This is a genomic window from Rickettsia endosymbiont of Oedothorax gibbosus (genome assembly GCF_936269705.1).
In the GTDB taxonomy this organism is placed as follows: domain Bacteria; phylum Pseudomonadota; class Alphaproteobacteria; order Rickettsiales; family Rickettsiaceae; genus Tisiphia.
The window spans coordinates 413,772-434,024 of the sequence record NZ_OW370493.1; the positions used below are offsets into that span (position 1 = coordinate 413,772).

Here is a 20,253-nt window from a genome sequence, read left to right on the forward strand (position 1 = left end):
CTTGTTCTAAAATATTTCAATTTACTAATGTTATCATATATATTATTCTCTGAATAGAGAATAATATATATGACTGATTATAGTAAGTCTAGCCACACCGTATTTTACCACCGCTTCCATATCGTTTGGATTACTAAGTATCGATACAAAGTACTCACAGGTAACCTCAGGATTAGAATTAGAGAAATTATTGCTCAGGTAGCAGAATATCTTGGTATCAAAATCATCAATGGAATATTATCTGCCGATCATGTCCATATTATGGCTGAAATTCCACCTCATATATCCATTAGTCAGTTTGTTAAAGCAGCTAAAGGACGTTCATCATATAAAATTCAGCAAGAATTTCCTGAAATTAGAAAAACTTACTGGGGACGCCACTTTTGGGCTAGGGGCTTCTTTAGCTCAACCAGTGGTAATGTCACTGATGATATAATCAATAACTACATTAACAATCATTCAGATGCACATCAGCCTAATAATGTAATGAATATCTCTTTAGAGTAAATCCGTGACTTCTAGTCGCAACTTCAACCTACCAGCTTCAGCTGGTTAGTTATTGAGTTTAGGATAAACAGCTTCAAGACCCATTATCTTGTAGTAACGTCTAACAGCTTTACGACCTACCGAAAAACCTTGGGCTTGTAAATATTTAGCCATCCGCCGCATACCATAATATGGATGCATAGTATAGGTCTCATCAATTATTGCCATAATCTTGATATCTTGTTCACTAATACCAGTAGGTTGATAGTAATAGGTTGACCTGCTAATATCCAATAACTTACACTGTTGTACAATTGTTAACTTATTATGATTAGGCTCTATCATATTACACCTAACCTTTAATTCGAGTCTGTCCTATAGTTTGTGTAAGTTGCAAAGAAAGCAGTAAGAGATTACTGTAAAAAAAGTAACTTAAGCAAGCAAGGAGGAATTATGGCTAAAAAATTAGATACAGATAAAGATACATTAAACATCAGTAATCAGCTAGTAGAAGAATTATTATCAAAAGCAGATCCATCGGAGTTATTTGGTCGAGATGGTTTATTTCAACAGCTAAAGAAGCAAATAGTTGAGAAAATATTAGCAAGTGAGTTGGATCATGAATTAGGATATTCAAAACATAGCAAGATGGCAAAAGTAGATAATAATCGTCGTAATGGTAGCTATGAGAAGACAGTAATTGATGGGGATGGTCGTAAGCTGACAGTAGAAGTACCAAGAGATCGGGAAGGAGAGTATAATCCTCAATTAATACCAAAAGGGCTGAGGAGATTTAATGGATTTGATGAGAAAGTACGTCAATTCGGGATAAGGATATTGTGAACATGTAGATTAAAATCAAATTTTGTTGAAGGTTTATTTTTCTTTAATGAGTAAGCAACAAGAGTAGATAATATATGGACAAAGGCATTTATTGGTGATCTATGTCTAGTATGTTCAAGGTTCATTTTATTTTTTAGATAATCAAAAACTGTTTCAATTAAGTTACGCTTTCGAAGTAAGATTTTTTCTTTCAAATCCATTAATTTATTTTCCATATTCTTCTTAATTCCATGAATCATTTTTAAGCCTCTTTCATATAAATTTAAGAACAAATTTTGCTTAATATAACCTTTATCAGCTGCTATAATTCCAGTTAATCTTTTTGTTAACTCCGGTACTGGAACCCTATCATCTACATTGCCTTTGGTCACTTTTAATGCCATAAACTCCCCTTTATTATTGATTATTACATGTAATTTAAAACCATAAAAATACCCCATAGAGGATTTACTATGTTTGGCTAATCCTTTAAAAACTTTATTGCTATAACGCCTTTTATTGTGACAAGCTTTAATCGTTGTAGAGTCAATAAAATAAATACCTGTTTCCTCACCAAACAACAAATGAATCAACATATTTAGCGGTATGAATAATCGTGCCATTAATTCAACAAATCTATTATAACTCAAGGCTTTGGGAAAATCATCCTTATGCATGCACTCTATATAACTTTTATAGAAAAATTTAAAATTCTTAGCATAGGATGTATGAAACATAATTATTATTGTTAACATTTCACTTAGACTCATGCTACAACAGCGATTTCTTTGCTTATTTGATGGTAATAACTTTCTCTGTTCATACTCCAAATAAATTTTACAAAAATCATCTATAAAACTATATAATTCTGTGATATCTTTTTTCATGCCTGTAGTTTGTTTTTTTGTTTAAAAATATAAATACTGCAGGCACTCCTTTTTGACAATCCTTTTATCTATTACTATTTCATCTATATCTTATCCCGAACTGACGTAAAGTGATATCCCTTTATGGTCGCGGTATGACAGTCAGCGAGATCCGAGGGCATTTAGAAGAAATATATCAAACTGATGTATCTGGTGACTTGATATCCACCATAACAGATGGGGTAATAGAAGAAGTAACTAGGTGGCAAAATCGTTGTTTAGATAGGGTGTATCCAATATTATACTTGGACTGTATCTATGTAAAATCTAGAGACAATCACATAGTAATAAATAAAGCAGTATATTTAGCACTTGCTGTAAATATAGAAGGGAAAAAGGAGTTACTTGGCATTTGGATAGGCAAAAATGAAGGTGCTAAATTTTGGATGCAAGTAGTTACTGAGTTAAAGAATCGAGGAATTGAACAAATTTATGTTGCTTGTGTGGATGGTTTAAAGGGCTTTCCAGAAGCTATAAGCAGTGTATTCCCGAGTACTATAGTACAATTATGTATTGTACATATGGTTCGCAATTCAGTAAAGTATGTGTCATATAAAGATTTAAAAGAGGTCACATCAGATCTAAAACAAATTTATACAGCTAATAATGACGAAATGGCACGTTTAAAACTTCAGCAATTTGGTGTAAAATGGGATAAAAAATATCCGGTAATTTCTGATATTTGGCAACGTAATTGGTCTGGGATAATACCGTTTTTTGCCTTTCCTGAAGAGAACAGAAAGGTAATTTATACTACTAACACTATAGAATCTGTAAATCGTCAAATTAGAAAAATTATCAAAAATAAGGGGGTGTTTCCAGATGATAAGTCAATTCAAAAAATAATATTTTTATCCCTACAAAATGCAGCCAAAAAATGGACCATGCCTATTAAAGATTGGTCTTTAGCTTTAAATCAATTTGAAATACTTTGTGGAGATTTTAAATATGATTTATTGGAAAATAAAAAATGAACTTACACAAATTAAATGATTGACTCAAGTAATATGAAAGAAAGAATAATAGATCCTATTAAAAAGCGGTTTTTAAATAAAAGGTATATTATTGAAACCATTAACGATCAACTAAAAAACCTTTGTCATATAGACCATACAAGGCATAGATCTGTTATGAATTTTCAAACTAACGTATTAGCTGGACTGCTTGCCTATGTTTTTAAGCCTAATAAAATTTCTGTAGCTTTTGGAAAATTAAACAATCTCAACCTTCCTCTTACATCAAACTGAGGTTAGCTAATTTTAAATCTTTTCCTTGTCGTACCCGACACACCCAACTCCACCCTTGTTTTTCTATTTCCTTAAACCATTCAATATGAAAGCCAGCGTCCATAATCACAATAACCCTTTTTCCATCAGGTATTATACTCTTTAATTTATTTAGAAATTCTACCGTTCTGCCCTTTAATTCACCTTCTTCAAACACATCTTGATACAAAGGTAAACTCATCCCTCTTGTACAAAATTGAGCACTTAGCATTTGTACCATGCGATCATCTTTAAGATAACATAAATCAATCACAACACTGTCATCATTAGAATGCTTGATAAACTCAAATATGAAATATGATAAAGCACTATAGAGATTATCAACCTCGTTATATAAATGTTTGTTACCTATACATCTATCAACTTTTTTTATTTTATGTTTTACTTTACTATCACCACTCAAGTTCCTGCCAATTGCACTCAAAGACAAATTCTGACTATATCGCAAGCCTTCTGCAACATCAAGTAACGCATTTAAACGATTATTATGTATAAAAGGACAATGTTCTTTTATTACTTCATTTAATACTGTTTTTACATCCATAACCTACTATCTCCATCATCATTAAATAATGAAGATATTCTATCAATTCTTGCTATTTTGCAACAATTTCGTGGGGATACATCAGATTGCGAGGAAGTGCGAAGCCCGAACAAGGCAATCAATTTTGGTTACTTTTTTGGATCAACTATGTTTCGCAATAAAAATTTAAATAAATTTGGTTTAAATTTTTATTGCTTCTTGCACATGACAGCAACAATTCTGCTATAGCTATTTGATTCATACATTTACAATATGTTATCTACTGTAATGTATACATATTTTTAAACTTTTTTGAATTTATAATTGCTGCTTACAATCTAGTTCACTTGACAATTGGTAAAGTTTGCAAAAATATATTTACATAAATGTTTAGGTCATACAAGTATATAATTTTCTTAAATTTTTAACCCCGATTTAGTCCAATCCTTATTAAAAATCTCTAAACCTGAATCTGTTAGTGGATGATTTAATAATTGCTTAATAATTTTACCAGACATTGTAGCAACATCAGCCTTATACATAGCAGCTTGATAAACATGGTTAGGGCTTCTTATAGATGCAGCAAGGATTTTTGTTTGATACTGATAATTATCGTATACTTGTCTTATATCACTTATTAAACTAATACCATTTCGACCTATATCATCAAGTCTACCGATAAAAGGTGATATATAAAATGCTCCAGCTTTTGCAGCGATAAGTGCCTGATTAACAGAAAAGCATAAGGTCATATTCACTTTTTTTCCTTTATCTGCAAAATATTGACACGCCTTAATACCGTTCCATGTCATAGGTAACTTAATCGCAATATTACTGGATATTTCTAAAATTTTATTACCTTGATTAATCATAGTATCAACATCATTAGCAACCACTTCAACGCTAACATCAGAAGTTATTATCTTACATATTTCTGCAATAGTTGATACAAAATCGTATTTTGTCTTAGACATCAAGGAAGGATTAGTAGTTATGCCATCAATTATACCTAATTGGTTAATCTCATCAATTTCTTTAATGTCAGCACTATCTAGAAAAATTTGCATTTAATTTAACCTCGACAAAATTGAATCAAGTTCTTCTAAATTACTATAGTGAAATATTAATTTCCCACCAATTGGGTAATCTTCAATAGTTACTTTTATATTAAATCTTTCTGACAATGATTTAGCTAATAATTGTAGATCATTCTCTTTACTACTCTCTTTTAGAAGACCTCTCCCTATACGTTTATCATGTTCTGGGGTTTTTGTATATTCATTTTTAGACCAATTTCTTACTATATCTTCAGTTTGACGAACACTTAAATCATTCTCAATAATATGATTAGCTATTACCTCAGCCTGCTGATGATTAATTAGACATCTTGCATGTCCCATAGTTAAAAGACCCTCATTTATTTTATCTTTGATAGATTGCGGTAACTGATTTAGTCTTAATAAATTAGCTATATGACTACGGCTCTTGCTAACTTTTTCTGCTAATTGCTCTTGTGTATAACCAAACTCTTTTATTAATCTCTCAAATCCTTCCGATTCTTCTATAACAGATAATTCCTCTCTTTGAATATTTTCAATTAGAGCTATTTCTATAATTTCTTTATCTCCTATATCTTTTATAATAGCAGGAATATCAGTAAGCTTAGCCACCTTACAAGCACGCCAACGTCTCTCACCAGCTATAATTTTATATTTTCCATCACTGACTGAACTAACAATGATTGGTTGTAACAAACCATTATTACTTATGGAATCGGCTAATTCTTTTATTTTATCATATTCAAACTTTTTTCTTGGTTGATTATTTCTAGCTTCAATTTTATCAATATCTATAATTTTTACTAACTCATCCTTCTCTACAGTAAAAACTTCTTCTCCAAGCAAAGCTGATAATCCTTTGCCTAAATTTTTATTTTTCATATATTTCTACCTAAAATCTCTTTTGTAAGTTCTATATAAGCAATAGAGCCAGTACATTTATGATCATAGATAATTGCTGGTTGACCGTGAGATGGTGCTTCAGATAGTTTTACATTCCGTGGAATAACTGTCTTAAATACCAATCTTCCTAAGCATTTTCTAACATCATTCTCTACTTGCTCAGTTAATCGATTGCGTTTATCATACATAGTAAATAAAATGCCGGCAATTTTTATTTTTGGGTTTAAATTCTTTTCTACAATTTCAACTGTTTTTAGCAAATGACTTAATCCTTCTAATGAATAAAAATCACATTGCATAGGGATTAATACATAGTCACAAGCCACTAATGCATTAACTGTCAATAAGTTAAGAGAAGGAGGGCAATCTATAATAATGTAGTCATATTTATTGACTAATTTATTTAACAAATTTGATAATAAATATTCACGCTTTTGTATACTTAATAAATCTATCTCAGCACCTGATAAATTAGTATTAGCTGTAATCAGTTGTAAATTTGGAATATTCGTTTGTATTATGGCTTCTTCAATCGTTTTTGAACCAATTAGTACCTGATAAATAGTAACTTTTCTATCCTGTTGGCTTATACCAAAACCAGTGCTACTATTTCCCTGAGGATCTAAATCTATTACCAAAATCTTTTTACCCATCACAGATAAAGCTGTCGACAAATTTACAGTAGTTGTGCTTTTTGCAACTCCACCTTTTTGGTTAACTACCGCAACTATTTTTGTCATATATGTTACTAATTTCTAAAATCTTACTATTATTAGAAGTTTCACTATCATATATAGAATGACAAAAAGACCATCTCTTTTTAGCAATCTCAATTTCTTGTTGATACTTCTCACCTTTAAATAATAAATACTTATTTCTTACATTAATATGTTTAGTATAAGCCAATATTTTATCTAACTGAGCACAAGCTCTAGAAGTTAATATATCACAATCTAATTTAACACTTTCTATTCGTTGATTAACCACATTAATTTTATTACTAGAAATTTTGGAAGCTTGCAATAAAAAAACAGATTTCCTTACATCAGACTCTACTAAAGTAACATTCTTTATCCCGGCAATAGACAAAACTATTCCTGGAAATCCACCACCTGAACCAACATCTATTAAATGAATATTTTGGTCATTTATGTACTTCATTAGTTGTAAGGAATCTAAGATATGTCTTACCCAAAAATCATTCTTGGTATTACAAGAAACGAGATTAATAGCTTTATTCCATTTCAACGTTAATGATTGATGTTTCTCAAGAGCTTCTAATACTTCACGTGAAACACTACTATAATTATACATTAATGTCTATATTTTGTTTTTATATAAATTATAATTGCTATTAAAGCAGCTGGAGTAACCCCAGATATTCTTCTAGCCGCACCAATAGTAGCTGGTTTGTGATACTGGAGTTTTTCCCTTACTTCTGTAGACAAGCTGGGTATTTTGAAGTAATCAATATCATCATCTAATAATTCTAGCTCTTCTTCTTTAAATAATTGAATGTCTGCATTTTGTCTAGTCAAATAAGAAGAATATCTTGATTCAATACAAAGATAATGAAGAATTTTTTTATTTAATGAAATAAGCTCTGGAAAGATTTCTATCGTTTTATCAACACCAAAATTTAGTAATCCTAGCAAATCAAAGGCTGTTTTATATGAACCATCTTGTGCGATAGAGACGCCCAGGTTGGCTAATTTAGTAGTTGTTAAAGAGATAGTTTTTACAATGTTTTCTACCTTATGAATATCGTCACATTTTTTACTAAAAACTTCTTTGCGTAAATTAGATATAATACCAATATCTATAGCCATTTGAGTTAGTCTTAAATCTGCATTATCTGCCCTAACCGAAAGTCTATATTCAGATCTAGAAGTAAACATTCTATAAGGCTCTACTGTACCAAGAGTGATTAAATCATCAATCATAACACCAATATAGGCATCTGCTCTAGTCAAAATAAAATTTGATTGATTTTTTAGTGATAAGGCTGCATTAATGCCAGCCATAATTCCTTGCCCCGCGGCTTCTTCATAGCCAGTGGTGCCATTAATTTGACCAGCAAAATACAATCCCTTAATTTTTTTCGTTTCTAACGTTATTTTTAACTCTCTAGGATCAACATAATCATATTCTATTGCATATCCTGGTTTTAACATAGTGGCATTTTTAAGACCAGGAATTGTTTTTAGCAGTGCTAATTGTATATCTTCAGGTAATGATGTAGATATGCCATTTGGGTATATAGTATGGTCGTCCAAACCTTCAGGTTCTAAAAATATTTGATGACTTGCTTTAGAGAATCTAGTAACCTTATCTTCAATGGATGGACAATATCTTGGTCCTATACTCTTGATTTGTCCAGAATACATAGCTGACTTATCTAAGTTATTCCTAATAATTTCATGAGTTTGTTCAGTTGTTCTAGTAACGAAACAATTTATTTGCTTTATCTTAACAGAAGTTGTGAGTTCGGAAAAAGGGCGTGGCACGGCATCTCCAGCCTGCACCTCTATTTCGTTATAATCAATTGTTCTTCCATCTATTCTTGGAGGAGTACCAGTTTTTAATCTACCAAGAGCAAAACCGAAAGATTTTAGTGCGTTAGATAAACCGTATGACGGCTTTTCACCTATTCTACCCGATGGAATTTTTTTATCTCCTATGTGAATGAGCCCGGATAAAAATGTACCGGTAGTTAATATAACTTTTTGATATTCAATTCTAGTACCATCATCTAAGGTTAATGCTTTTACTTCAGAGTTGTGTATCTCAATATTTTCTACAGATGCACATAAAATTGTCAAATTTGGATGATTTATCAAGGCATTATACATAGCTTTTTTATAAAGCTTTCTATCAGCTTGAGCTCTTGGTCCCCAAACTGCTGGACCTTTGCTTTCATTAAGCATCTTATAATGGATACCAGCTTGATCTATAATTTTACCCATGAGTCCATCAAGAGCATCTATCTCTTTTACTAAAGTACCTTTTGCTACCCCGCCTATTGCAGGATTGCAAGACATTTCACCAAGATTATCTAGTTTTAAAGTAATTAAAAGAGTATCTATGCCAAGACGTGCAGCAGCCGAAGCTGCCTCACAACCAGCATGACCACCACCAATAACTACAACGCTATACTTCATAATTATTGTGTTATTCTACAATTTCTTTTTCAGCAAAGAAAAATCTCACTTCTCTTTCAGCACTTTCTAAAGTATCAGAACCATGTATACTATTTTCCTCAATATTTTTTGCAAAATCTTTTCTAATAGTACCTAATTCAGCATCATTTGGATTAGTAGCTCCCATTATTTTACGATTTTGTAAAATAGCATTTTCTCCTTTAAGAACCTGCAAAACAACCGGACCGGAAATAATAGACTCTATTAAACTATTAAAAAATGCTCTTGATTTATGTTCTGCATAAAAAATTTCTGCTTGATCTCTAGTTAAAATAGTCATTTTTTGAGCTACTATTTTTAGCCCATTATTTTCTAAGTAAGAATTAATTTTACCAATTAGATTTCTTTTCGTAGCATCTGGCTTAATCATTGAAAATGTATATTCTTGAGTCACAGTAAACCTTTATTAATTTATTATTAACATTTATATAAATTTATATATTTTTGGCAAGCAAATTCATAATATTACAGTTAGGTAATATGTTATGCAGTTCTTCTAGAACTATAATTCCAAGTTAAGGAAAGAATTATTGCTCCCAAGAAAGCGGACAGGCTAAAAAATAAAAAAACACCATTCCACCCTAAATTATCAGAAATCCAACCAACACATACGCCAGCCAGTGCAGCACCAAGATAACCAAATAAACCTGAAAGACCATTAGCCGTACCAACGGCTTGTTTATTAGTAAAATCTGCTGTAGCAACACCTATTAATACTTGTGGTCCAGATACAAAAAAACCAACCAAAGCAAGAGTAATAATACTAAATATTTCATACTCATTTGGCATTTGCCAAAATAAAATGATAGTAAAAGCTAAAGCAAACATAAATACTGAACCAACTGGTCCACGTCGTCCCTGAAATATTTTATCTGACATCCATCCAGCAACAATACCACCAGTTAAACCTAAAATGTCATAAGAAGCAACTTGCCAACCAGCTTGAGCAATAGTAATGTTTTTTAGCTCGCACAAAAATACAGGAGCCCAAAAAATTATACCTGAACGCACAATATAAATAAACATGTTGGCAAAACACACATACCACATTAATCTATTACAAAATACAATTTTTATTAATTGAGTTGTTAATAAATTATCACTATCAAGAGATATATCACATTCTTTATACTCTTCCACTATAGGTAAATTAACCTCACTGGGGGAATTACGTAATCTATTGAATAGAAATAATGATACTAATAATGCAATTATTCCAGGAATTATAAATGCTGCTTCCCAACCGTAAACGTCTATTAGATAACCACATACTATCATAGTGATTGCTCCACCAATTTGATTAGAAGTGGCTCCTAGAGACCATTTCATTCCTAATTCCTTAGAAGCGTACCAATAAGTTAACATACGTGTTGCAGGTGTCCAACCCATAGATTGAAACCAATTATTCATAATCCATAAAATACCAAGAGATGTTATACTTGAAGCAAAACCTGATAACAATGTTATAATACCTACACATATAAGACCAATTACCATAAATATACGAGCATTTGATCTATCACTTAAGAATCCATTACATAACTTTCCTATACCATAAAATATAGAGGCGGTTGTTAAAATCCAACCAAGTTGAGTTTTTGTTACATCAAAATGCTCCATTAAAGCAGGCATTACAATATTAAAATTCTGACGACAAAGTATGAATGTCGAGTAACCAACAATTATCGAATATAAAATTCTAATACGCCAACTATTATACTTTTTTGCATAAGGGGGTCTTTCTTTAAAGGGTGTATTTGCCATCATTGCCTTGATTTATCAATTTTGCATTATATATCCTTGTCAAGAAAAATACCACAAGCTATTATGTTTTTTATATCTAAAACTTATTTTTCATCAAATATACTTGAGATATATTGCAAACTAGGATAGCTTAACTATAAAATCTAAAATTATTTTAAATGACAATTATGACAAAATTATTAAGATTTCTTCTGCCTTTTGTTGTGTTATTGCAATTATTATCATGCACCTCTAGTCCTCCTTATGAGATTAAAAGTCCTTGTGTATCTATTGAATCAACAGATCCGTCTGGTATTAGAAACCCATGTGTTCGTAGACCAGTAAATTTAACCATTGACATCGCTTAAAAATTTGCTTTATTACGTACACAAAATCAGTAGACTTTATAATTATCTTATAGATTACATCTTACCAGCAAGATGCTTGTCTTGTACCGAAATGACTGAAACTAAAGAGGATTTTTGTCAAAATTGTTGGAAAAAACTTGATTTTATTACAAAACCCTACTGTATTATTTGTGGTAGTAGATTAGATATATCAATTTTAGATAATATGTGTTGTGCAAAATGCTTTCAACATAAACCTTGTTATGATAACCTGAGTTTGACGTAAGCACCAAACAAAATGCTAAGCATTATGTAATAACATAAACAAACTGTTGGTGGTGAGCTATGGTAAAAATAAAACCTTCTTTCAAACCAGTTTGTTAGAAAGAATATTTGAAAAGTAAGAAGGGAGGGATTATAAAGTTCTCGAATAATAACAACAAAATTGGAGAATATATTATGATCCCTCTTACGGAGATTTTCTGCTTAATTGATGATTTTTGCAAGCATTTTGATACGGAGCAAAATAAATATATATTACCAAATCCTAACCGTAAGCGTAAAGTAGTTTGCAGTATAGGACTCTCAGAGATTATTACTATTATAGTAATGTTTCACTTGAGTCACTACCGTACCTTTAAAGATTTTTATTTATGCTGCCTATGTCAAAGTTATAGAAAGGAATTTCCAAAACTTGTGAGCTATAGTCGTTTTGTTCAGTTAATGCCAATGAGCTTCATGCCCATGGTGTTACTGCTAAAAAGCCTATCAGGAAAACAAACTGGTCAATATTATATCGACTCTACTAAACTTCCTGCTTGCCATAATTTAAGAATTAATAGACATAAAGTATTCAAAGACATAGCAAAAAGAGGTAAGACTTCCACTGGGTGGTTCTTTGGTTGTAAGCTACATATTGTCATTAACAGTTGCGGAGAGATTATGAGTTTTTCTTTAACTCCAGGAAATGTTGATGATAGAGCAGTGGTGGAAAATTTAGTAGATAAATTACAAGGCTGGCTTTTTGGTGATCGTGGGTATATCAGTAAAAAACTCACTCAATCCCTTGCTAATCAAGGTTTAGAACTAATAACAAAAATTAAAAGTAATATGAAAGAAAGAATAATAGATCCTATTAAAAAGCGGTTTTTAAATAAAAGGTATATTATTGAAACCATTAACGATCAACTAAAAAACCTTTGTCATATAGACCATACAAGGCACAGATCTGTTATGAATTTTCAAACTAACGTATTAGCTGGACTGCTTACCTATGTTTTTAAGCCTAATAAAATTTCTGTAGCTTTTGGAAAATTAAACAATCTCAACCTTCCTCTTACATCAAACTGAGGTTAAATTATTTTATAGACACTATAATAATGAAATTCAAGACATTGACTTAATTATTCCAGTTCCCATGAATAGGTTCAAGAGGTTGTTTAGAATGTATAATCCTGCTTTGATTTTAGCCTTAGAAATTAGCAAATTAACAGGAAAATCGTTTAGTCCGGATGTATTAATTAAGTCAAAATGGACCAAATCTCAAACATTTTTATCTAAAAAAGAACGAGAAAAAAACTTATCAAATAGCCTTATACTCAATAAAAAATATCAGATTATAGGTCGATTATAGGTCAAAAAATATTATTAGTAGATGATGTATTGACCACTGGAACTACAGTTAACAAATGTGCTAAAATCTTAAAAGATTCTGGAGCTGAATGTGTTTATGTTATGACAATTGCCATGACATAAATAGCATAGTACCCTACAATTTTTGTAAAGATGGTATTAGGATAGAAAAAAGTTTTTGTTTGGGAGGTATTAATAATGTGGATATTAGCTGCGTTATGGCTGTTGTAGATTGATAAAAAGCATTTTTGATATGATCAAAGCCATAGGTAAATAATGAAAACAATTGTCTTTCAATGGTTTTGTACCGTTTTATTCGGATGGGATTTAAGGCATTTTGTATTATTCCATTTTTGACTATTAAAGCTGAAGCAATAGCAGTTATCACTAATAATTTTTCAAATCTATCCAATTTTACAATGTGACTTTTTTCAATATCAAAACCACCGCTTTTTAGGTGCAAAAATAGTCGTTAACACTCCAACGAAATTTATATAAAGCAAAAATATCTTGCTCTATTTCAATTGAAGACACCAGAACCATCAGCTCGCTCTTATCATTTCTATATGCGGTAAAATTAACCTTTCTATTCCATAATATACCACTACAAGCCCTATACTCTAAGGCTTTAACATCACTAAATATTCTTTCAATGGTTAAAGTTCTTAAACCTTTTGTAAGACGAATTTTATGATCCATTTTTAATGGAATAACAAACTTTAGATGGTTATTTATCAGAAAGTCTAACCATTCTTTATTCATAAATTCTCTATCAGCAAGCAAATATTTTATTCTTTCAACGCCAAAATTATTAATAAATTTCTGTAAAAATTCCTTCATAAATTCTGCAGAACACCCGCCACCATGCGACAAAGTCTTCCAGAATATTGGCACCGATATTTTACCAATTACCATTACTAAAAATAAAATATTAATATCGGATTTACCAAATTTCCAACTTGTCCTATCCATTGCTACGACATAATTTTTTGAAGCAAAAAAGCTTAATAGCAAATAGCCAACCTTCATATAATCAAAATTAAAATCTTTTAAAAAACGATAAATTCTATGAGTTTTTGACGTCGCTTTAGCATCACCTAAAATACCAAGTGCTAAACCTTTTTGATAAATTGAGCTGCCCGTCAGCAAACTAATTACCATACCAACCAAACATTTTAATCTTGATTTATTTCCGTCTATATATAAAATCAATTCTTGAAGTATTATATTATGCATTTTGTTATAAAAATACCTACCTTATACTACTTCACACCACTCTAAATCAACCATTCTTCTTCATCTTCTCAAAATTGTAGGGTACTATAAACTTTGACATAGGCAGCATAAATAAAAATCTTTAAAGGTACGGTAGTGACTCAAGTGAAACATTACTATAATAGTAATAATCTCTGAGAGTCCTATACTGCAAACTACTTTACGCTTACGGTTAGGATTTGGTAATATATATTTATTTTGCTCCGTATCAAAATGCTTGCAAAAATCATCAATTAAGCAGAAAATCTCCGTAAGAGGGATCATAATATATTCTCCAATTTTGTTGTTATTATTCGAGAACTTTATAATCCCTCCCTTCTTACTTTTCAAATATTCTTTCTCCTAACACACTAGTTTGAAAGAAGGTTTTATTTTTACCATAGCTCACCACCAACAGTTTGTTTATGTTATTACTATAATGGTTCCAATATTTTGGACAGAAAAATAAGAAAAATGAGATAGAATTCTTTAGCAAACAAGGAGAGCTAGAGATGAAAAAACAAGTAAGGCAATATAGTGCTGAGGAGAAAGCCAAAATTGTCATAGAAGCAATTAAGGGAGAGCTAACAATAGCCCAGATAACCAGTAAGTATGGTGTTCATGCAACACAGATCAGTAACTGGAAAAAACAAGGTCTTGAGTTGTTAGTACAAGGTTTTAAGAATAAAACACAGAGTGCTGATCCAAATCAGCAGGGGTTAATCAAGAATCTATATACGTCAGTTCGGGATAAGATATAGATGAAATAGTAATAGATAAAAGGATTGTCAAAAAGGAGTGCCTGCAGTATTTATATTTTTAAACAAAAAAACAAACTACAGGCATGAAAAAAGATATCACAGAATTATATAGTTTTATAGATGATTTTTGTAAAATTTATTTGGAGTATGAACAGAGAAAGTTATTACCATCAAATAAGCAAAGAAATCGCTGTTGTAGCATGAGTCTAAGTGAAATGTTAACAATAATAATTATGTTTCATACATCCTATGCTAAGAATTTTAAATTTTTCTATAAAAGTTATATAGAGTGCATGCATAAGGATGATTTTCCCAAAGCCTTGAGTTATAATAGATTTGTTGAATTAATGGCACGATTATTCATACCGCTAAATATGTTGATTCATTTGTTGTTTGGTGAGGAAACAGGTATTTATTTTATTGACTCTACAACGATTAAAGCTTGTCACAATAAAAGGCGTTATAGCAATAAAGTTTTTAAAGGATTAGCCAAACATAGTAAATCCTCTATGGGGTATTTTTATGGTTTTAAATTACATGTAATAATCAATAATAAAGGGGAGTTTATGGCATTAAAAGTGACCAAAGGCAATGTAGATGATAGGGTTCCAGTACCGGAGTTAACAAAAAGATTAACTGGAATTATAGCAGCTGATAAAGGTTATATTAAGCAAAATTTGTTCTTAAATTTATATGAAAGAGGCTTAAAAATGATTCATGGAATTAAGAAGAATATGGAAAATAAATTAATGGATTTGAAAGAAAAAATCTTACTTCGAAAGCGTAACTTAATTGAAACAGTTTTTGATTATCTAAAAAATAAAATGAACCTTGAACATACTAGACATAGATCACCAATAAATGCCTTTGTCCATATATTATCTACTCTTGTTGCTTACTCATTAAAGAAAAATAAACCTTCAACAAAATTTGATTTTAATCTACATGTTCACAATATCCTTATCCCGAATTGACGTTTAATATAACCTTTATCAGCTGCTATAATTCCAGTTAATCTTTTTGTTAACTCCGGTACTGGAACCCTATCATCTACATTGCCTTTGGTCACTTTTAATGCCATAAACTCCCCTTTATTATTGATTATTACATGTAATTTAAAACCATAAAAATACCCCATAGAGGATTTACTATGTTTGGCTAATCCTTTAAAAACTTTATTGCTATAACGCCTTTTATTGTGACAAGCTTTAATCGTTGTAGAGTCAATAAAATAAATACCTGTTTCCTCACCAAACAACAAATGAATCAACATATTTAGCGGTATGAATAATCGTGCCATTAATTCAACAAATCTATTATAACTCAAGGCTTTGGGAAAATCATCCTTATGCATGCACTCTATATAACTTTTATAGAAAAATTTAAAATTCTTAGCATAGGATGTATGAAACATAATTATTATTGTTAACATTTCACTTAGAATCATGCTACAACAGCGATTTCTTTGCTTATTTGATGGTAATAACTTTCTCTGTTCATACTCCAAATAAATTTTACAAAAATCATCTATAAAACTATATAATTCTGTGATATCTTTTTTCATGCCTGTAGTTTGTTTTTTTGTTTAAAAATATAAATACTGCAGGCACTCCTTTTTGACAATCCTTTTATCTATTACTATTTCATCTATATCTTATCCCGAACTGACGTAATTCAGGAATTTTTATTTTTAATATAGATTTTATTTTAGAGCAGGCTAAATTATGGCAAAAGGAACTATTTAAACATGCATATAAAGCATATTATTTTGCAACTAAAAATTATAACAATATAACTCTTGCTTTAGAACCATATCTACATATTACACCAATTTCTTTAGACTATGCTATAATCGAAAATATTAGGCAAATGATTATGATAGAAGCCAATTTTAGTTGGCATGATATTGGTAATTGGCATTCTTTATGGCAAATGCAAGAGAAAGATATAACCAATAATTACTGTGAATGTGATGTGATCAACATTGATAGCACCAATTCATATATTAGCTCTAATAATAAGCTTACTGCGGTAATAGGAATGGATAATATAATAATTATTAATACTAAAGATGCGTTACTGATCGCAAATAAGTCAGAAATAAGAAAAATAAAGCAGCTGGTAGTAGAAATGACCGAGATTGGACGGAAAGAAATATTATGAACTTGCGTGAGAATATAAAAAATTATGTCAGCAATTTTCAAGAAGAAAATGAGTATAAACAAAGGATGTTAGACTTTTTAGATAATTGTGAAAATCCTTTTAGTAGAGAGACAAAAGAAGGGCATTTTACTAGTTCAGGATTTTTGCTTAATTCTAATAAAACAAAATTCTTATTGATGCATCATCGTAAGTTGGGTAAATGGTTGCAGCCAGGAGGGCATTGTGATGGTAATAATGATCTTTTAGCTGTAGCAATTAAAGAGGCTCAAGAAGAATCTGGAATTTTAGATATTGAGCCAATTTCTAAACAAATTTACGATATAGATGTTCATTTTATTCCTAGTAATGCTAAGGAGCAGGAGCATTATCATTATGATGTGAGATTTTTATTAAAAACCGTTTGCAACGATTGTTTTGTAAAAAATGCCGAATCACATGATTTAAGATGGCTAGATTTTGCTTCTAATTATGAAGAACTCCTGTTGGATGATTCAGTAAAAAGGATGATTAAGAAATATATCCAAATCTGGTCATGTACATATGGTAAAGGTAAAAATATTCCTGATCAAAGCATAAGTGAGGTAAATAAAGTGGATCAAACACAAATAATAAACTTTCTGCATAAGTCAAAAATAGTTGAGGGACTTTTAGAAGAAACGAAGCCGAGTACCGCAGCGTACATAGACGTATGTGAGGAGTGGAGGAGAGTTTCGACGACAAAATCACCAACTAGATTGACTTATGCAGGAAGTCTAATAGATAATAAGAAATTAATTATAGACAGCACGCTGGTGAGTAGATTACTCGCTAATCAATTTCCTCAATGGAAAGATTTGCCTGTGCAACCAGTTGTGGTTGGGGGGTGGGATAACCGAACATTTCACTTAGGTAAACAAATGCTTGTACGTATGCCAAGTGCAGCACACTATGCAATGAAGGTAGAAATAGAACAAAAGTGGTTGCCTAAATTGGCACCTTTGCTGCCTCTTCCAATTCCAGAACCATTGGCAATGGGAGAACCGGGCGAGGGGTATCCATGGCGATGGTCAATTTACAACTGGATCGAGGGTGAAACTGTTGCGTCTGCACATGTAGCTGATCAGTGTGACTTCGCAACCAGCCTTGCACAGTTTCTAATCGCTCTGCAACGTATTGATACAATGGATGGACCTTTGCCTGGAACACATAATTTTTATCGTGGAGGGACGCTAACAACCTACGATGTTGAGACACGGAAGGCGATTGATGTCCTGAAAGACAAGATTGATGCCAGTACTGCTACTAAAGTTTGGGAGGAAGCACTTGAGACCACCTGGCAGCATTCGCCAGTATGGGTTCACGGTGACATTAGTGCCGGTAACCTGTTAGTGCAAGAAGGGAAATTGAGTGCTGTCATTGATTTTGGAGGGTTGGGGATCGGCGATCCCGCTTGTGATCTAGCAATCGCTTGGAATATGTTTGGGAGAGAAAGTCGGAAAGTATTTCGTGTAGTGCTTTCGTTGGATGCAGATACCTGGACTCGCGGTCGTGCCTGGAGCTTGTGGAAAGCCTTGATAATCGTTGCTGGTTTTGAAGGAACAAACGCTGTTGAAGTTCCACAATCTTGGTGTGTTATTAATGAAGTCCTTACAGATTACAAGAATAAGTTAAGTTAATGGTAGCAAAAAAGTTTTATAGAAATAAAGAAGATTTTAATTGCGAGATGTGTGGTGAATTTATCCAAGGCAATGGTTATACTAATCATTGCCCAATATGTTTTTACAGTAAGCATGTAGATATTAACCCTGGGGATAGGGCATCTGGATGTAATGGGCTAATGCAACCAATTTCTTATAAAATAGATGGTAAAAAAGGTTTGGTCTTAACCCATAAATGCCTTAAATGTCGAGAATATAAAAATAATAAACTTGCTGATACTGATAATGTAGAAAATTTGCTAAATATTTTTAGTTAACCTGAGTTTGACGTAAGCACCAAACAAAATGCTAAGCATTATGTAATAACATAAACAAACTGTTGGTGGTGAGCTATGGTAAAAATAAAACCTTCTTTCAAACCAGTTTGTTAGAAAGAATATTTGAAAAGTAAGAAGGGAGGGATTATAAAGTTCTCGAATAATAACAACAAAATTGGAGAATATATTATGATCCCTCTTACGGAGATTTTCTGCTTAATTGATGATTTTTGCAAGCATTTTGATACGGAGCAAAATAAATATATATTACCAAATCCTAACCGTAAGCGTAAAGTAGTTTGCAGTATAGGACTCTCAGAGATTATTACTATTATAGTAATGTTTCACTTGAGTCACTACCGTACCTTTAAAGATTTTTATTTATGCTGCCTATGTCAAAGTTATAGAAAGGAATTTCCAAAACTTGTGAGCTATAGTCGTTTTGTTCAGTTAATGCCAATGAGCTTCATGCCCATGGTGTTACTGCTAAAAAGCCTATCAGGAAAACAAACTGGTCAATATTATATCGACTCTACTAAACTTCCTGCTTGCCATAATTTAAGAATTAATAGACATAAAGTATTCAAAGACATAGCAAAAAGAGGTAAGACTTCCACTGGGTGGTTCTTTGGTTGTAAGCTACATATTGTCATTAACAGTTGCGGAGAGATTATGAGTTTTTCTTTAACTCCAGGAAATGTTGATGATAGAGCAGTGGTGGAAAATTTAGTAGATAAATTACAAGGCTGGCTTTTTGGTGATCGTGGGTATATCAGTAAAAAACTCACTCAATCCCTTGCTAATCAAGGTTTAGAACTAATAACAAAAATTAAAAGTAATATGAAAGAAAGAATAATAGATCCTATTAAAAAGCGGTTTTTAAATAAAAGGTATATTATTGAAACCATTAACGATCAACTAAAAAACCTTTGTCATATAGACCATACAAGGCACAGATCTGTTATGAATTTTCAAACTAACGTATTAGCTGGACTGCTTGCCTATGTTTTTAAGCCTAATAAAATTTCTGTAGCTTTTGGAAAATTAAACAATCTCAACCTTCCTCTTACATCAAACTGAGGTTATAATAGTAATAATCTCTGAGAGTCCTATACTGCAAACTACTTTACGCTTACGGTTAGGATTTACGTCAGTTCGGGATAAGATATAGATGAAATAGTAATAGATAAAAGGA

24 protein-coding genes and 4 pseudogenes are annotated in these 20,253 nt (G+C 31.5%); 14 read left to right on the top strand and 14 right to left on the bottom strand.

What is annotated here, in order from left to right:
* Positions 1-69 precede the first annotated feature (69 nt).
* Positions 70-507, top strand: coding sequence for an IS200/IS605 family transposase (gene tnpA, locus NBW66_RS02250; protein WP_250310592.1), 438 nt, complete (start codon positions 70-72; stop codon positions 505-507).
* Positions 508-552: 45 nt separating this feature from the next.
* Here the strand turns inward: tnpA and NBW66_RS02255 are convergent, their stop codons facing one another.
* Positions 553-831, bottom strand: coding sequence for an IS3 family transposase (locus NBW66_RS02255; protein WP_250311626.1), 279 nt, complete (start codon positions 829-831; stop codon positions 553-555).
* A 108-nt stretch (positions 832-939) separates the two neighbouring features.
* Here NBW66_RS02255 and NBW66_RS02260 point away from each other — a divergent pair, with 108 nt between their 5' ends.
* On the top strand, positions 940-1,329 hold the full coding sequence (locus tag NBW66_RS02260) for a transposase (protein WP_250311627.1): 390 nt from the start codon (positions 940-942) through the stop codon (positions 1,327-1,329).
* Here NBW66_RS02260 and NBW66_RS02265 read toward each other — a convergent pair.
* Positions 1,305-2,195, bottom strand: a complete 891-nt coding sequence (locus NBW66_RS02265) for an IS982 family transposase (RefSeq protein WP_250310582.1) — start codon at positions 2,193-2,195, stop codon at positions 1,305-1,307. The two genes, NBW66_RS02260 and NBW66_RS02265, sit on opposite strands and share 25 nt — an antisense overlap.
* 107 nt (positions 2,196-2,302) lie before the next feature.
* Between NBW66_RS02265 and NBW66_RS02270 the strand changes: the two are divergent.
* Both NBW66_RS02270 and NBW66_RS02275 read left to right on the top strand, forming a co-directional pair.
* A pseudogene (locus NBW66_RS02270) lies at positions 2,303-3,208 on the top strand (IS256 family transposase); the annotation flags it as partial.
* Positions 3,209-3,235: 27 nt separating this feature from the next.
* Positions 3,236-3,481 (top strand): annotated as a pseudogene (locus NBW66_RS02275) (transposase); the annotation flags it as partial.
* On the opposite strand, the gene NBW66_RS02280 reads toward NBW66_RS02275, so the two are convergent.
* The 8 genes from NBW66_RS02280 to NBW66_RS02315 all read right to left on the bottom strand — a co-directional run bounded on the left by NBW66_RS02280 (position 3,468) and on the right by NBW66_RS02315 (position 10,968).
* Positions 3,468-4,064 (bottom strand): transposase, encoded by a 597-nt coding sequence (locus NBW66_RS02280; protein ID WP_250311628.1) that lies wholly within the window; start codon positions 4,062-4,064, stop codon positions 3,468-3,470. The pseudogene NBW66_RS02275 and the gene NBW66_RS02280 sit on opposite strands and share 14 nt — an antisense overlap.
* A 395-nt stretch (positions 4,065-4,459) precedes the next feature.
* Positions 4,460-5,110, bottom strand: a complete 651-nt coding sequence (gene fsa, locus NBW66_RS02285; RefSeq protein ID WP_250311629.1) for a fructose-6-phosphate aldolase — start codon at positions 5,108-5,110, stop codon at positions 4,460-4,462.
* Positions 5,111-5,983, bottom strand: a complete 873-nt coding sequence (locus NBW66_RS02290; RefSeq protein WP_250311630.1) for a ParB/RepB/Spo0J family partition protein — start codon at positions 5,981-5,983, stop codon at positions 5,111-5,113.
* The gene (locus tag NBW66_RS02295; protein ID WP_250311631.1) at positions 5,980-6,744 is read right to left on the bottom strand and encodes a ParA family protein; all 765 of its coding nucleotides are present in this window, start codon (positions 6,742-6,744) and stop codon (positions 5,980-5,982) included. Before NBW66_RS02295 ends, NBW66_RS02290 begins: the two co-directional genes overlap by 4 nt.
* On the bottom strand, positions 6,719-7,318 hold the full coding sequence (rsmG, locus tag NBW66_RS02300; RefSeq protein WP_250311632.1) for a 16S rRNA (guanine(527)-N(7))-methyltransferase RsmG: 600 nt from the start codon (positions 7,316-7,318) through the stop codon (positions 6,719-6,721). The genes NBW66_RS02295 and rsmG overlap by 26 nt, the downstream gene beginning before the upstream one ends.
* Positions 7,318-9,168, bottom strand: coding sequence for a tRNA uridine-5-carboxymethylaminomethyl(34) synthesis enzyme MnmG (mnmG, locus tag NBW66_RS02305; protein WP_250312235.1), 1,851 nt, complete (start codon positions 9,166-9,168; stop codon positions 7,318-7,320). Before mnmG ends, rsmG begins: the two co-directional genes overlap by 1 nt.
* Before the next feature lie 7 nt (positions 9,169-9,175).
* Entirely contained in the window at positions 9,176-9,598 is a 423-nt protein-coding gene (gene ndk, locus NBW66_RS02310; protein ID WP_250311633.1) for a nucleoside-diphosphate kinase, read from the bottom strand.
* Between the two features lie 89 nt (positions 9,599-9,687).
* Positions 9,688-10,968 carry an MFS transporter gene (locus NBW66_RS02315; RefSeq protein WP_410525847.1) on the bottom strand — a complete coding sequence of 427 codons (1,281 nt, stop codon included), beginning with the start codon at positions 10,966-10,968 and terminating at the stop codon, positions 9,688-9,690.
* 167 nt (positions 10,969-11,135) lie between these two features.
* Here NBW66_RS02315 and NBW66_RS02320 point away from each other — a divergent pair, with 167 nt between their 5' ends.
* The 4 genes from NBW66_RS02320 to NBW66_RS02330 all read left to right on the top strand — a co-directional run bounded on the left by NBW66_RS02320 (position 11,136) and on the right by NBW66_RS02330 (position 13,049).
* Positions 11,136-11,315 (top strand): DUF2706 domain-containing protein, encoded by a 180-nt coding sequence (locus NBW66_RS02320; RefSeq protein ID WP_250311635.1) that lies wholly within the window; start codon positions 11,136-11,138, stop codon positions 11,313-11,315.
* Between the two features lie 4 nt (positions 11,316-11,319).
* The gene (locus NBW66_RS14870; protein WP_410525848.1) at positions 11,320-11,580 is read left to right on the top strand and encodes a double zinc ribbon domain-containing protein; all 261 of its coding nucleotides are present in this window, start codon (positions 11,320-11,322) and stop codon (positions 11,578-11,580) included.
* 173 nt (positions 11,581-11,753) lie between these two features.
* Positions 11,754-12,644 (top strand): IS982 family transposase, encoded by an 891-nt coding sequence (locus tag NBW66_RS02325; protein WP_250310580.1) that lies wholly within the window; start codon positions 11,754-11,756, stop codon positions 12,642-12,644.
* Between the two features lie 312 nt (positions 12,645-12,956).
* Positions 12,957-13,049, top strand: a complete 93-nt coding sequence (locus NBW66_RS02330) for an amidophosphoribosyltransferase (RefSeq protein WP_250311636.1) — start codon at positions 12,957-12,959, stop codon at positions 13,047-13,049.
* Between the two features lie 13 nt (positions 13,050-13,062).
* Here the strand turns inward: NBW66_RS02330 and NBW66_RS02335 are convergent, their stop codons facing one another.
* From NBW66_RS02335 to NBW66_RS02345, 3 genes and pseudogenes are all read right to left on the bottom strand, one after another.
* Positions 13,063-13,389: a hypothetical protein gene (locus NBW66_RS02335; protein WP_250310575.1), complete on the bottom strand. Its 327-nt coding sequence runs from the start codon at positions 13,387-13,389 to the stop codon at positions 13,063-13,065.
* Positions 13,380-14,162, bottom strand: a complete 783-nt coding sequence (locus NBW66_RS02340; RefSeq protein WP_250310771.1) for a transposase — start codon at positions 14,160-14,162, stop codon at positions 13,380-13,382. The genes NBW66_RS02335 and NBW66_RS02340 overlap by 10 nt, the downstream gene beginning before the upstream one ends.
* 90 nt (positions 14,163-14,252) lie before the next feature.
* Positions 14,253-14,465, bottom strand: a pseudogene (locus NBW66_RS02345) (IS982 family transposase); the annotation flags it as partial.
* Positions 14,466-14,692: 227 nt separating this feature from the next.
* Between NBW66_RS02345 and NBW66_RS02350 the strand changes: the two are divergent.
* Positions 14,693-14,941 carry a transposase gene (locus tag NBW66_RS02350; protein ID WP_250311638.1) on the top strand — a complete coding sequence of 83 codons (249 nt, stop codon included), beginning with the start codon at positions 14,693-14,695 and terminating at the stop codon, positions 14,939-14,941.
* Positions 14,942-15,024: 83 nt separating this feature from the next.
* Positions 15,025-15,915 (top strand): IS982 family transposase, encoded by an 891-nt coding sequence (locus NBW66_RS02355; RefSeq protein WP_250310582.1) that lies wholly within the window; start codon positions 15,025-15,027, stop codon positions 15,913-15,915.
* Here the strand turns inward: NBW66_RS02355 and NBW66_RS02360 are convergent.
* Positions 15,897-16,505 (bottom strand): annotated as a pseudogene (locus NBW66_RS02360) (IS982 family transposase); the annotation flags it as partial. The gene NBW66_RS02355 and the pseudogene NBW66_RS02360 sit on opposite strands and share 19 nt — an antisense overlap.
* Positions 16,506-16,621: 116 nt before the next feature.
* Between NBW66_RS02360 and NBW66_RS02365 the strand changes: the two are divergent.
* The 4 genes from NBW66_RS02365 (at position 16,622) to NBW66_RS02380 (ending at position 20,138) form a co-directional block, all read left to right on the top strand.
* Positions 16,622-17,104, top strand: coding sequence for a hypothetical protein (locus tag NBW66_RS02365; RefSeq protein ID WP_284346795.1), 483 nt, complete (start codon positions 16,622-16,624; stop codon positions 17,102-17,104).
* Positions 17,101-18,759, top strand: a complete 1,659-nt coding sequence (locus tag NBW66_RS02370) for a phosphotransferase (protein ID WP_250311640.1) — start codon at positions 17,101-17,103, stop codon at positions 18,757-18,759. Before NBW66_RS02365 ends, NBW66_RS02370 begins: the two co-directional genes overlap by 4 nt.
* Positions 18,759-19,058 carry an RNHCP domain-containing protein gene (locus NBW66_RS02375; protein ID WP_250311641.1) on the top strand — a complete coding sequence of 100 codons (300 nt, stop codon included), beginning with the start codon at positions 18,759-18,761 and terminating at the stop codon, positions 19,056-19,058. Before NBW66_RS02370 ends, NBW66_RS02375 begins: the two co-directional genes overlap by 1 nt.
* Positions 19,059-19,247: 189 nt before the next feature.
* Positions 19,248-20,138 (top strand): IS982 family transposase, encoded by an 891-nt coding sequence (locus NBW66_RS02380; RefSeq protein ID WP_250310807.1) that lies wholly within the window; start codon positions 19,248-19,250, stop codon positions 20,136-20,138.
* Positions 20,139-20,253 lie beyond the last annotated feature (115 nt).